General features: G+C 73.9%; 10 protein-coding genes. 2 read left to right on the top strand and 8 right to left on the bottom strand.

Annotation, left to right across the window (positions count from 1 at the left end; genetic code table 11):
• Positions 1 to 17: 17 nt before the first annotated feature.
• On the top strand, positions 18 to 479 hold the full coding sequence (locus tag CSIV_RS05605) for a Fur family transcriptional regulator (RefSeq protein WP_077050417.1): 462 nt from the start codon (positions 18 to 20) through the stop codon (positions 477 to 479).
• On the top strand, positions 476 to 2,734 hold the full coding sequence (gene katG, locus CSIV_RS05600) for a catalase/peroxidase HPI (RefSeq protein WP_139340611.1): 2,259 nt from the start codon (positions 476 to 478) through the stop codon (positions 2,732 to 2,734). The genes CSIV_RS05605 and katG overlap by 4 nt, the downstream gene beginning before the upstream one ends.
• 241 nt (positions 2,735 to 2,975) lie before the next feature.
• Here katG and CSIV_RS05595 read toward each other — a convergent pair whose 3' ends face one another.
• The 8 genes from CSIV_RS05595 to CSIV_RS05560 form a co-directional block, all read right to left on the bottom strand.
• A complete protein-coding gene (locus tag CSIV_RS05595; protein ID WP_077050634.1) occupies positions 2,976 to 3,935 on the bottom strand; it encodes an NAD-dependent epimerase/dehydratase family protein in 960 nt (319 codons plus the stop codon).
• Positions 3,932 to 6,580 carry an alpha/beta fold hydrolase gene (locus tag CSIV_RS05590; protein ID WP_077050416.1) on the bottom strand — a complete coding sequence of 883 codons (2,649 nt, stop codon included), beginning with the start codon at positions 6,578 to 6,580 and terminating at the stop codon, positions 3,932 to 3,934. Before CSIV_RS05590 ends, CSIV_RS05595 begins: the two co-directional genes overlap by 4 nt.
• Positions 6,577 to 7,599, bottom strand: a complete 1,023-nt coding sequence (locus CSIV_RS05585; protein WP_077050415.1) for a 3-oxoacyl-ACP synthase III — start codon at positions 7,597 to 7,599, stop codon at positions 6,577 to 6,579. Before CSIV_RS05585 ends, CSIV_RS05590 begins: the two co-directional genes overlap by 4 nt.
• Positions 7,600 to 7,819: 220 nt before the next feature.
• Positions 7,820 to 9,121 carry a DUF58 domain-containing protein gene (locus tag CSIV_RS05580; RefSeq protein WP_077050414.1) on the bottom strand — a complete coding sequence of 434 codons (1,302 nt, stop codon included), beginning with the start codon at positions 9,119 to 9,121 and terminating at the stop codon, positions 7,820 to 7,822.
• Positions 9,121 to 10,149, bottom strand: a complete 1,029-nt coding sequence (locus tag CSIV_RS05575; RefSeq protein ID WP_442922940.1) for an AAA family ATPase — start codon at positions 10,147 to 10,149, stop codon at positions 9,121 to 9,123. Before CSIV_RS05575 ends, CSIV_RS05580 begins: the two co-directional genes overlap by 1 nt.
• Positions 10,146 to 11,312: a DUF4350 domain-containing protein gene (locus CSIV_RS05570; RefSeq protein WP_077050413.1), complete on the bottom strand. Its 1,167-nt coding sequence runs from the start codon at positions 11,310 to 11,312 to the stop codon at positions 10,146 to 10,148. The genes CSIV_RS05575 and CSIV_RS05570 overlap by 4 nt, the downstream gene beginning before the upstream one ends.
• A complete protein-coding gene (locus CSIV_RS17995; protein ID WP_139340610.1) occupies positions 11,309 to 12,013 on the bottom strand; it encodes a DUF4129 domain-containing protein in 705 nt (234 codons plus the stop codon). Before CSIV_RS17995 ends, CSIV_RS05570 begins: the two co-directional genes overlap by 4 nt.
• Entirely contained in the window at positions 11,977 to 13,239 is a 1,263-nt protein-coding gene (locus tag CSIV_RS05560) for a glycerophosphoryl diester phosphodiesterase membrane domain-containing protein (RefSeq protein ID WP_077050412.1), read from the bottom strand. Before CSIV_RS05560 ends, CSIV_RS17995 begins: the two co-directional genes overlap by 37 nt.
• Positions 13,240 to 13,319: the final 80 nt, after the last annotated feature.

Genomic DNA, 13,319 nt, shown 5'->3' with positions numbered 1-13,319 from the left:
CTACGTAGGGTGGAAGCATGCTCGATGATCGGACGGATGCCACCGCGGACGCGCTGTTGCGCGGCGCGGGGCTGCGGGTCACCGCGACCCGCGTCGCGGTCCTGGGGGCCCTGCGCTCCCGCCCGCACGCCACCGCCGACGACGTCTTCGACACCATCCGGGAGACCCTGCCCGGAACCAGCATGCAGTCGGTCTACAACGCCCTCGGCGACTTCGCCGACGCGGGGTTGGCGCGGCGCATCGAGCCCGCCGGACACCCCGGCATGTTCGAGCTGCGGGTCGGGGACAACCACCATCACGTCGTCTGCACCGGCTGCGGTCGGGTCGACGACGTGGACTGCGTCGTGGGTGCCGCACCGTGCCTGCACGTGCCGGAGGGGAGCGGTTTCCTCATCGAGACCGCCGAGGTGACGTTCTGGGGCGTCTGTCCCGACTGTCGAGCATCGAACGAAGCCGAAAAACCGAGAGGATCCCGATGAGCGACGCTCTGAACGGGTGCCCCGTCTTCCACGACGGTGCCGCCCCCGACGACAACCGGCTGCCGGTGGGCGAAGCCCCCGCCGACAGCGAGCCGGCCGGCGCCCTGCCCCACCCGACCCGCGGGTCGGCCAACCGTGTGTGGTGGCCCGACAGCCTGAACGTGAAGATCCTCGCGAAGAACAACGAGAAGCGCGACCCGCTGGGGGCCGACTTCGACTACGCCGCCGCGTTCGAAGCCCTCGACCTGGATGCCGTGAAGGAGGACATCCAGCAGGCGCTCACGACGTCGCAGGACTGGTGGCCCGCCGACTTCGGTCACTACGGCCCCCTCATCATCCGCATGGCGTGGCACAGCGCCGGCACGTACCGCGTCACCGACGGCCGCGGCGGAGCCGGTGCAGGCATGCAGCGGTTCGCGCCGCTGAACAGCTGGCCCGACAACGTCAACCTCGACAAGGCCCGCCGCCTCCTCTGGCCCATCAAGAAGAAGTACGGGCAGTCGATCTCGTGGGCCGACCTCATGATCCTCGCCGGCAACGTCGCGCTGGAGGACATGGGCTTCCCGACCTTCGGCTTCGCCGGTGGACGCGCCGACGTCTGGGAGCCGGACGACGACGTGTACTGGGGTCCCGAGACCACCTGGCTCGGCGACGAGCGCTACGCGGGTGACCGCGACCTCGAGAAGCCTCTCGCCGCCGTGCAGATGGGTCTCATCTACGTCAACCCCGAAGGCCCCAACGGCACCCCCGACCCGCAGCTCTCGGCGCACGACATCCGCGAGACGTTCGGCCGCATGGCCATGAACGACGAAGAGACGGTCGCCCTCATCGCCGGCGGACACACCTTCGGCAAGACGCACGGTGCGGCCAGCGACAGCCACGTCGGCCCCAACCCCGAGGCCGGTGACATCGAGGACCAGGGCTTCGGCTGGAAGAGCGACTTCGGTTCCGGCAAGGGCGACGACACGATCTCGAGCGGACTCGAGGTCACGTGGACCTACCACCCCACCCGCTGGGACAACGAGTTCTTCCACATCCTGTTCGCCTACGAGTGGGAGCTCTTCCAGAGCCCCGCCGGCGCGCACCAGTGGCGTCCCGTCAACGGCGGGGGCGAGGGCCTCGTTCCTCTCGCCCACTCCGAGGGCCGCCGCGAGCCGCGCATGCTCACGAGCGACCTCGCGCTGCGCGTCGACCCGGCGTACGAGAAGATCTCGCGTCGCTTCGCCGAGGACCCGGCGGCGTTCCAGGATGCCTTCGCCCGCGCGTGGTTCAAGCTGACCCACCGCGACATGGGACCCCGCGCCCGGTACCTCGGCTCCGAGGTCCCGGCCGAGGTGCTCGACTGGCAGGACCCCGTGCCCGCGGTCGACCACCCGCTCATCGACGCGGCCGACGCCGCGGCGCTGAAGCAGCGGATCCTCGACAGCGGCCTGTCGGTGCAGCAGCTGGTCACCACGACGTGGGCTGCGGCCTCGACCTTCCGCGGCAGCGACAAGCGCGGCGGCGTCAACGGCGCGCGCATCCGCCTCGAGCCGCAGAAGAGCTGGACGGTCAACAACCCGGAGCAGCTGGCATCCGTGCTCTCGGTCCTGGAGAACATCAAGGCCGAGTTCGACGCGCAGGCGGCGGACGGCAAGAAGGTCTCGATCGCCGACCTGATCGTGCTCGCCGGCAACGCCGGCGTCGAGCAGGCCGCGCGGGCCGGTGGCGTCGAGGTCGAGGTGCCCTTCACCCCGGGCCGCACCGACGCGACGCAGGAGCAGACCGACGTCGACTCGTTCCGCTGGCTCGAGCCGATCGCCGACGGCTTCCGCAACTACGCCTCGCGCGAGACGCGGCTCCCCGCCGAGTACCTGCTGCTCGACAAGGCGAACCTGCTGACGCTCACGGCGCCCGAGACGACGGTCCTCGTCGGTGGCCTCCGCGCGATCGGCGCGAACTGGGACGGCTCGGACTGGGGCGTGTTCACCGCGACCCCCGGTGCGCTGACCAACGACGTGTTCGTGAACCTCCTCGACCTCGGCACGACGTGGAAGCCGCTGGACTCCGGCAAGCACGCGTTCGAGGGCACGAAGGACGGCTCGGGCGAGAAGGTCGGCATCGGCACGCGCGTCGACCTCGTGTTCGGCTCGAACTCGGAGCTCCGTGCGCTCGCCGAGGTCTACGCCTCCGACGACGCGAAGGTGAAGTTCGTGCACGACTTCGTCGCCGCGTGGCGCAAGGTCACCGAGCTCGACCGGTTCGACCTGGTCTGAGTCCCGCGCCGCGCGGCCCTGTGCCCGCAACATCCGCCGGAAGGCCCGTCCCCCGTGGGGCGGGCCTTCCGCCGTTGTCTCGGCCGCTGTTCCGGTGCTGCCGTTGCCGGAGCGACGCCGCACCAGCGCGATAAACGCGATTGGCGGCGAGAAACGGGATGCCGTGGCGTTTCTCGTCGTGGATCGCGTTTATCGGGGAGAGGGGGGTGCGGCGCGCAGCAGAGTGCGGCGCGCAGGGAGGCTACGCGCGGGAGAGACGGCGCAGGCCCTCGTCGATCGAGACGGCGGGCGTCCACCGGAGGTCGCGCCGGATCTCTGTCTGATCGAACCAGTGCGCCGTGGAGAGCTGCTCGGCGAGGAACCGGGTCATCGGCGGTTCATCGGCGCCGGGGCGGACGGCCCACACGCGCTCGACGAGACCGCCGGCCGCGCGCGCCAGCCCGGCGGGGATGCTGAACCGCGGCGGGCGCACGCCGGAGGCGAGACAGATCCCGGCGAGCAGGTCGCCCACGGGTCGCGGTTCGCCGTTGGTCAGCACGTACGCGCGTCCGCTGACGTCGTCGACGTGTTCGAGGGCCGCGACGATCCCGGACGCGGCGTTGTCGACGTAGGTGGAGTCGATCAGGGCGGTGCCGCCGTTGAGCAGCGGCAGCCGGCCGCGACGGGCGCGGTCGACGACGCGCGCGATGAGCTGCGTGTCGCCGGGACCCCAGACGAGGTGCGGGCGGATCGCGACGAGGGATGCCGAGTCGCCGGCGCGCGAGAGGGCGAGCAGCTCGGCCCGGGCCTTGGTGCGGGCGTACTCGCCGCGGGCGCCGAGCGGGTCGGCGGGTTCGGCGCCCACGCCGGCCAGCGCGTGCCCGGCGTGGGCGACGGACGGCGACGAGACGTGCACGATGCGCGTGACCCCGGCGGCTGCGGCGGCGTCGAGGAGCGTCCGCGTCCCCTCGACGTTGACGGCGTGGAACTGGCCCGGGTCGCCCGCGAGCGACACCTTCGCCGCCAGGTGGACGACGGCGTCGACGCCGTCGACGGCGGCGGCCGTGGCATCCGGGTCGGTCACCGAGCCGAGGCGGTCCTCGGCGCCGGGCACCCCCGACGGGCGCCGCTGCAGCGTCCGGACCTCGTGGCCGGCGTCCTGCAGCGCGCGGACGACGGCGCGACCGAGGAAGCCGGACGCGCCGGTGGCGAGGACTCTCACGGCGCCGTCGGCTTCTCGCCGGCGAGCACGCGCTCGGCCCACCGCGCGAGGCGCGAGCGGTCGATCTTGGAGTTATGGCGGATGTCCGTCGGCAGCGCGGGCACGGCGAGCACGGCCGCGATCGGCAGCGCGGTCGCGGCCCGCACGACCTCGGTCAGACCCGCGGATGCCACGCCCGGGCGCCGCACGGCCGGGTCCCGTTCGATCACCACGGCGATCACCTGGCGTCCGACCGGACCGACCCCGACGGCGGCGGCGCGGACGACACCGGGTGCCGCCTCGACGTCCTGCTCGATGCCGACCGGCGTGACCGGGCCCTCGGCCGTCGTGATGACGTGGGGGAGCCGCCCTTCGATCCAGAGCCGTCCGGCCCCGTCGAGGTGGCCGACGTCGCCCGTGCGATGCCACCGGCCCCGGAGGTCGTCGAGGTCGCGTGTTGCCTCGCGGTCGGTGAGGTGGAGCCGGAAGTAGCCGCGCTTGAGGTGCGGCGCGCTGATCACGACCTCGCCCGTGACCCCGGCGTCGGTCGTGGGGGTTCCGGTGGCGCGCCCCCGGGCGTCGAGCGCCGCGATGCGGACGCGGCCCCGACCGATGGGCGCCCCCACGCACACGCCGCGATCGGCGGAGGCGTCGGCCTCCTCGATCTCGGGCAGCGTGACGTCCGCGACGAGCAGGCACTCCGTCATCCCGTACGGCGTGTGGGCGGTCGCGTTCGGCATGAGGCGCTGCGCCTGGCGCAGCAGGGGGGTCCCGACCGGCGCCCCCGTGGACAGGAACGTGCGCACGCGGTCGAGCGCCGCCCGTTCGTCCGACCCCAGCGCGTCGGCGGTCGCGACGACGTTGCGGACGGCGGCGGGGGAGAGGAAGACGATGCCCGCGTCCGAGGCTCGGACGGCGGCGGCGACCGCGGATGCCGTGAGCGTGCGCGGCGCGGACACGTCCATGTCGGGGGTCGCCGAACGCGTGCCGAGGGCCGGGCCCAACAGCGCGAAGGGGGCGAAGCCCGTCACGAGTCCGGTGTCGGGGCCGACGTCGAAGTGCTCCGCGAGCGCGTCCCGCAGCGACGAGAGCTGGCGATGCGTGTACACGACGCCCTTCGCGGGTCCCGTGGACCCGGACGTGAAGAGGATCGCGGCATCCGCGTCGGCGTCCGGTGGGACGGGGAGCGTCCGACCGCGGCCCGCCCGGGCGATGTCGGCGAGACTCGCCTCGACCCCGAGGGTGCGCATCGCGGCGGCGGGGAGGGCCGCGGCCGCGATGCGGCGTCCCGGCCAGCCGAGAGCGCGCGCGGCCGCGAGCCCCGCGACCTCGCCGATCACCACGTCGGGCACGGCGCCGCGCACCGCACGGGACAGTCCCCGGATGCCGAGACCCCGGTCGGCCACGACGACGACGGCGCCGATGCGCAGGCACGCGTACAGCACGGCGGTGAGCGTGGGGCCCGGGGGGACGAGCAGCGAGACGCGGTCGCCCGCGCGGACGCCGAGGACGTCGAGACCCGCGGCGAGCTCGTCCACGCGGGCGGCGAGCTGTCGCCAGCTCACCCGCAGCGGGGCGTCGGCGGAGCCGGTGGCCATGTCGATGACCGCGACGTCGTCGTCCGCGCGGCGCGCCTGGAGGGCCGCCCACAGGGGCGCGGGCGCCGGGGTGTCGTCGACGGGCGCCGGGGACGCGGCATCCACGCCGGCCGAGACGCGGTGATCGAGCCAGTCGAGCACCGCGTCGGCGTAGGGGCGCTCCTCGGCCATCAGGTGACCCGCGCCCTCGAAGCGGTGGACGTCGGCGTGCGGCAGCCGGTCGACGAGGTCGTCGAGGTGCGCCTCGAGGAACACCGGGTCCTTCGGGCCGCGCAGCAGAAGGGCGGGGACGTCGAGGTCGCGCAGCCCTGCCGAAAGGCTCCGCAGCGCCGGGGTGCTCTCGTCGTCCGCCGTGGCCGGGATGTCGGCGACGAATCCCCCGACGCCCCGTCGGCGCGCCACGGTGGCGTATGGTGCGCGGAACGCGGCGCGCACCGCGGGGTCGAGGTCGGCAAGGGCGAGCGTCGTGTCGAGGAACGCCGTCGTCCCCGTCGTGCCCGCGGCGAGCACGCCGCGCGCGGTCGCGACTCGCAGCGGGAACGGCAGCGGCGCGTCCTCCGCGTGGTGCACGGCGGTGTTGAGCGCGATGACGGCGGCCAGGCGCGCGGGATTGCGCACGGCCCAGCCGAGCGACACCGGCCCGCCCCAGTCGTGGCCGATGGTCACGATCGGACCCGGGATGCCGAGGGCCTCGATCAGGCCGGAGAGGTCGGCGATGCGCTGAGCGAGCGTACGCCGCAGATCGGTCCGGTCGGAGAAGCCCATCTCCAGCTGGTCCACGGCGACGACGCGCCACGCGGGAGCCCCCGCCTCGGCCCGCGCGAGGGACGCGTTCACGAGCGCGCGCCACAGGTACGACCAGGTCGGGTTGCCGTGCACCGCGACGATCGTTCCCTGCGCGACGATCCCGCGATCGGCGAGCGCGTCGCCGGTGTCGAGGATGTGCCACGTGCGACGGTGGCCGACGTCGGCCGCGGTGCCCTCCACCTCGACGAGGCGCGACAGGGCGGGGTCGAGGCCGGGGAGCCCGGCCGGGGGAAGGGTCGCGGACAGGCCGGTGACCGTCACCAGGCCAGCTCCAGCATCCCGGTGTTCAGCCCGGAGCCCACTCCCATCAGCAGCACGCGGTCGCCGCGGCGCAGGGTCTTCTGCTCCTCGGCCAGGGTGATCGGGATGGAGGCGGGCCCCACGTTCCCCAGGTGCGGGTAGGTGACGGGGACGCGGCCCCGGTCGAGCTTGGCGGCCCGGACGATCGCGGAGGTGTGCACCGACGACACCTGATGCGTGATGTACCGGTCCATGCCCGTCCAGGCGAACTCTCCCCGGGCTTCCTTCCACGCCGAGACGACGAGGTCGAGACCGCCCTTGAGCAGAGCCTTCGCGTCGGTGAACATGCCGTCGACACTGCCGACGCAGAGGTCGTAGAACTGGGTCGCGGCGCGCGTCACGCCCCCGACGATCCGGTGGCCCTCGGGGTGGTCGCTCGCGCGGCCGAGCACCGCGGCGGCCGCGCCGGAGCCGAGCGTCAACGACGCGAACTCCTGCATGAACGCATCCCGGTCGAGGTCCTCCCGCACGAGGCGGTTGATCGTGTTGACCTGGATCTCGTCGGCATCCTCGCCGTTGACGATGAGGGCGTACTTGACCTGGCCGGACTGGATCATCCCGGCGGCCAGGCTCATCCCGTTGATGAATCCGAGGCAGGCGTTGGCGACGTCGAAGTTGATCGCCGAGCTCGGCAGCCCGAGCCCGTGGTGCAGTCGCACCGCCACCGACGGCTCGAGGTGCTTGCGGGTGACCGAGGTGTTGATGATGAGGCCGATCTCGCTCGGATCGACTCCCGCCTCGGCGAGCGCCTGCTTGCCCGCGGCGATCGTCGCCTCGTCGGATGACTCTCCCTCGGCCCAGTTGCGCCGCTCCACCACTCCCGCGACGCGTCGCAGAAGTCCGGGCTTGAGCTTCAGTCGCGACAGGGCCGGCGCCAGCCTCTCTTCGATGTCGTCGGAGGTGGTCACGCGGCTGGGCAGCACGCTGGCCACCGAGACGAGGGCCACATCGTCGAAGCGAGTGGTGGCGTTTCCTGGCAAGAGAGCTCCCGCATCCTGTGCGTAGACGGCCGAGCCGCGCGCGGAGGGACACGCCGGCGGCTGGAAGGGTACCCCCCAGGATAAGCCGCGACGTATGCGACCGGCTGCATGGGGAGTGTGTGCTACGCCAGCGGATGCCGAGTTCGTCGCCGTCCCGACGGGGCCGCGACGGTGTCGTCGCGCGCTGCGCGGCTCGACCCGCGGCGGGGAACCGGCGTCATCAGAGTCGCCCGGCCGCCTTGAGCGCGAGATACCGGTCGGCCACGAGCGGGGGCAGCTCGTCGGCCGAGGCCGAGACGGCATCGCCGCCCGCCCTCACGACGGCCTCGCGCACGCGATCGGCGTCGGACCGCGCACGCTCCACCGCCGCGGCGGCGTACACGGCGGCGGCGTCGTCGAGCTCGGGTGCCTCGCCGGGGCCGTCCGTGGCCGTCGCCACGAGCAGGCGCGACCGCGCCGCCACGGCGGGGAGGGACGCGAGGAACGCGCGCGCCGCCTCCGGATCGTCGGCGGCTGTCACCAGCACGACGAGAGCCGGGCGCTGCGTGAGACCGCGCACCTGGGTGAAGGCGGCATCCCAGTCGGTGTCGATGAGCTGCGGTTCGACGGGCGCCATCGCGTCCACGAGTGCGGGAAGCAGTCCCGAGCCGTCGACGCGGGTGACGCGGGCCCGGGTCACCCGGTCGAACATCAGCAGGTGCACGTGGTCGCCCGCCCGCACCGCGAGGGCGGAGAGGAGCAGTGCCGCCTCCATCGCGGCGTCCAGCCGGGTGCCGTCGCCCACCCGCGCCGCAGCCGTTCGGCCGGTGTCGATGACGATCACGACGTGCCGGTCGCGCTCCGGCCGCCAGGTGCGCAGCATCGTCGTTCCCGCGCGCGCCGTGGCGCGCCAGTCGATCGAGCGCACATAGTCGCCGCGGACGTACTCGCGCAGGCTGTCGAACTCCGTTCCGGCACCGCGCACCTGGAGGGTCGTGTTGCCGTCGAGCTCGCGCAGACGCGCCAGACGCGAGGGCAGATGCCGCCGCGACGTGAAGGGCGGGAGCACGCGCAGCCTCGCCGGTGCCGGGATCGTCGCCTGCCGCCCGGCCAGGCGCAACGGCCCGTCCGACCGCACGACGACGAACTCGCTCCGCAGCTCGCCGCGACGCCGGGGACGCAGCGGCAGCGGGGCACCTCGACGCTCGCCCGGCGGCACGACGAATCGCAGCCGCTCGGGTGGGGCCCCTGCCGTGGGCTGCCATGCGTCGCGCACGCGGGCGCGCAGCATCCGTCGGCCCAGGTTGCGGACCCGCACTTCTCCCGCGACCGGTTCATCCCGCAGAGCGCGTTCGGGGAGCCGCCGGGTGATCTCGATCGCGCGGGGGCTCGCGGCGAGCAGGACGTCGGCCGCCGTCAGTCCCGCGCACCCCGCGAGCCAGCCACCGACGACGGTCCAGGGTCCGGCCCCCGCGGAGGTGAGCAGGATCAGCGGGAGGACGCCGAGGGCGACGAGCAGGGCTAGACGACCGGTGACGTGCATCAGAGCGGAACGCGCGTCTGCTGCAGGACCGAGGTGAGGACGGCATCCACCGACACGCCCTCGATCTCGGCTTCGGGTCGCAGCCGGATACGGTGGCGCCACACGGGCACGAGCATCGTCTGCACGTGGTCGGGCGTGATGGCGGGGTAGCCCCCGAGCCACGCCCACGCCTTCGCCGCGGCGAGGAGTCCGGTCGACGCGCGCGGACTCACCCCGAGCAGCACGGACGGGCTCTGCCGCGTGGCCCGGGCGAGATCGACGAGGTAACCGAGCACGTCGTCGGCGACGGCGACGGATGCCGCCGCGCGCTGCGCCGCGAGGATCTCCGGCGCCGTGACGACGGCATCCACTCCGGCCTCGCCCAGGCGCCGCGGATCGAACCCGCCCGCGTGGCGGCGGAGGACGTCGACTTCGGCATCCCTATCCGGCAGATCGACCACGAGCTTGAGGAGGAAGCGGTCGAGTTGAGCCTCGGGGAGCGTGTAGGTGCCCTCGTGTTCGACCGGGTTCTGGGTCGCGGCGACCAGGAACGGGTCGGGAAGCGGACGGCTGACGCCGTCGGACGAGACCTGGCGTTCCTCCATCGCCTCCAACAGGGCCGCCTGCGTCTTCGGGGGCGTGCGGTTGATCTCGTCAGCGAGGAGCACGTGCGTGAACACGGGTCCGGCGCGGAATTCGAACTCCCCCGAGCGGGCGTCGTAGACGAGCGAACCGGTGACGTCTCCGGGCATGAGGTCGGGGGTGAACTGCACGCGTCGCGTGTCGAGGCCGAGCGCCCGGCTGAAGGACCGCACGAGCAGGGTCTTGGCGACGCCCGGCACGCCCTCGAGGAGCACATGGCCGCGCGAGAGGAGAGCGATGAGCAGTCCGGTGATCGTGCCGTCCTGGCCGACGACGGCCTTGCCGACCTCGGTGCGCACACGGTGCATCGCCTGACGCAGGGCCGCGTCGTCGGCCCCCGTTCGCGGCGCGTCCGACGCGGGTGCGGGAGCGGCGTGGTCGGGGGAGCCGAGAGGACTGTCGGTCATCGGGGGGTCCTTTCCGTTCGGAGTGTCGCGCGGACGCTCGTCTCGAGATCGCGCAGTCGGTCGCTGGCCGCGACGAGCTCGCGGTCGGTGCGGGGGAGGTCGTCGATCAGGATGCCGCGCACGATCGCGCGGTCGGTCCCGAGCCGCTCGGCCACCGCGTCCGCGAGTTGTTCCGCGGGCGTCCGGGCCGACAGGCCGAGCAGCCGCACCAGCCGGCGACGGGCGGCACGGCGCAGTTCGTCGAGGGCGTGGGCGGCGTCCCCGGAGGCGGCGTAGAGCCGGGCTCGTCCCTCGGTCGTCTCGTTCGCCCGGACCGTCACCGGCAGGCGCTCGGTCACCAGCGGCCCGAACCGGCGTCCGCGCCACACCGCGGCCGTGAGCCCGGCGATCAGCAGCAGCACCATCGCCGGCGTCACCCACCCGGGGGTCAGCTCGCCGATCGTGGGGACGGCGGTGCCGGTGTCGGCGTCGGCGAGGGAGGGCACGTACCAGACGAGCGCCGGCGCGCGCCCGAGGAGACCGAGGGCGAGGGCGGCGTCGCCGTCGAGGGGGAGGGCCCGGTTGGTGAGGACGGACAGTCCGTCCACCGCCGCGACCGTCCTGTCTCCCTGGTCGTGGACGAGGACGCCGAACCCGCCGTCCGTCGGGTAGCAGCCGGTCACGCCGTCGCCGGGCACGTACAGCTCGCCCACGTGCGCCGAGCCCGCGGCCCGGGCGGCGGGAACGTCGCACGCCGGAGGGGTCGAACGATCCTCGAGGACGTGTCCGAGCGCGGAACCGTTCAGCAGGACGTCCAGGCTGCGGGAGCGCGGTTCGACGAGCACGACGTCGCCCGCGTCCGCGGTGAGGCGGCGCAGTGCCGCGTCGCTGAGCATCGGTGCATCGCGCATCACGAGCGTGCTCGGCGCGGCGTCGAGCGCGCGTTCGGCGGCGGCGAGATCGCGGACGACGGTGACCGAGACGCCCTGCTGCTCGAGGAGGCGCACGACGGCGCGGGTGCCGTCGGGCGCCGGGGAGTCGGGGTCGAGCGCATCGCGCTGCGTCCACCCGCCGAACACCAGGGTCGTGCCGAAGAGTGCGACGACGGCCAGGACGGCGACGAGCGCGATCCACCCGATCGCCGTTCGGCGACGCCGGAGGGGAGCTGCGGCGACAGACGTCACGGCGCGACCGCCCCGGCATCCGGGATTCCGACGCGGGATGCCACGGCGGTCTCGTCGAGGCGACGGACGAGGGCATAGGCGTCGGCCGTGCCGGGGCGTCCGAGATACCGCACGTCGTCGAACACCGCCGCCGCGGCGAGCCCGGACGAGCCGAGCGCGGGGAGCGCGTCGCCGGCGGACCGGGCGAACGCGCGCGCCGTGGCGCCGGGCGGCGGGTCCACGATGCCGCGCTCGGTGAGTCCGCGTGCGAACGCGCGGAACCGGAGCACGGTCGCGGCGTCCCAATCGTCGCGCTCGGCCGCCGCCGCGGCGTCGGCGCGGAGCTCGGCGGCGGACCGTCCGTCGTCCTCGTCGAAGAGGGCGCGCGCGGCCGGGCGGGCCCGGGCGGTGACGCGCGGACGGCCCCAGATCAGCAGCGCCACGATGATCGCGGCGATGACGAGGACGGCCAGCACGACGAACGCCCACGGGCCCCAGTCGCCCGACACCGGGGCGGTGAACAGCCGCTCCAGGAAGTCCAGGACCGCCCGCGCCGCCCGGTCGAAGGGCGTCGGCTCGGCGGCGCGGTAGACCGGGTCGGCGAGCTCGCGCTCGGCCCACTCCCGGGCCTCGTCCGGGTCGGGGAGCAGCGGGACGGCGCTCACCAGCGCCCGGAGGGCCGTGATCACGAACCCGCGGGCGGGCCGCCGGGGGCCGCCCATGCGGTCGGATCGGACGGCGGGACGGGCGGGTGCGGCGGTGCGGCCGCGGGGGGTGCGGGCGTGGTGGCGGGCGACGCGGTCGGCGGCGCCGCCGTCGTCGGGGTCGGCGCGGGCCAGGCCGCGCCGCCGGCGGGTGGCGCGGGCCACCCCGGAGCAGGCGGCGTCCCCCACGCCGGAGCGGGCGCGATCGTGCGGCCGATGCCGGCGCGGTAGGGGTCGGGCAGTGCGGCCGCCCCCGCGTCGCGCGCCTCGACGTAGACGGAGAGGTCGTGGTCGAGACCCTCGACGCGCATCCGCGCGTCCACGTACACCAGGACCGCCGAGGTCGACTGGACCACGACCGCGATGCACTGGACCAGCAGGATGCCGATCTGCCCGACGAACTGGATCACCACGAACGCCACGATCGCGCTGGGGTTCTCGGCTGCGGTCGGCGCGATGATCGCGGAGATCCCACCCGAGAGCAGGCTCAGCGGGATCGAGATGACCTGTGCGACGAAGCCGAAGGCGAGGGAGATGACGACGATCACGCCGAACGTCGACCAGAAGCGCCGTCGCGTCAGCACCCAGGACCGCGCGATGGCGCGCCGGATGCCGACGCCCTCGAGGATCATCGCGGAGGGGACGAGGAAGAGCTTGGTCGACAGCCAGGCGTAGAGGGGGATGAGTCCGAGGGCGAACAGGACGCCCAGCACGATCCCGAGCGGGAGGACCGCCAAGCCCGCGAGGACCGCGATCCCGCCGAGGATCGCGAGGACGACGACCGAGGCCAGGAGGGTCAGCAGGGCGTAGCCGAGGAGGCGGAAGAAGACGGGGCGCACCCGCAGCCACGCCTCGCGCAGCGTCGGCTTCTCGGCGACGACCGCGGAGGCGACCTCGGTGACGACGACGGCCTGGACGAGGATGCCGAGAGCGCCGGCGAGAGCCCCGAGCACCAGGGCGGCGACGCCCGTCAGGGCGATGGACCCGGTCAGGACGGCATCGAACGCGTCGCTGCCCTCGACGAGGGTGTCCAGGCGCGAGAAGCTCGCGACCGCCACCCCGGCGATGGCCGCCGTGACGATGACGTAGGCGACGGTCTGCACGACGAGGGCGAAGCCCAGCAGCACGCGCGGGTTGTGGCGCAGCGCCACGAACGAGCGGCCCAGGATGGTGCCGAACCCGTACGGATGCAGCGGAACGATCCCGGCGCGCGAGGCCGGCGTCCAGGCGGGGTACGCGGTCACGATGACGCCTCCTCGGCGGTCGGCTGTGTCCTCATCGTGTCACACACCCCGGACACGCTCGGCCTCATCCCGGACACGTC

It is taken from the genome of Microbacterium sp. CSI-V (genome assembly GCF_001984105.1).
Lineage (GTDB): Bacteria > Actinomycetota > Actinomycetes > Actinomycetales > Microbacteriaceae > Microbacterium.
The sequence above is the reverse complement of the archived record's forward strand: the minus strand, read 5'-3'. Positions and strand labels throughout refer to the sequence as shown.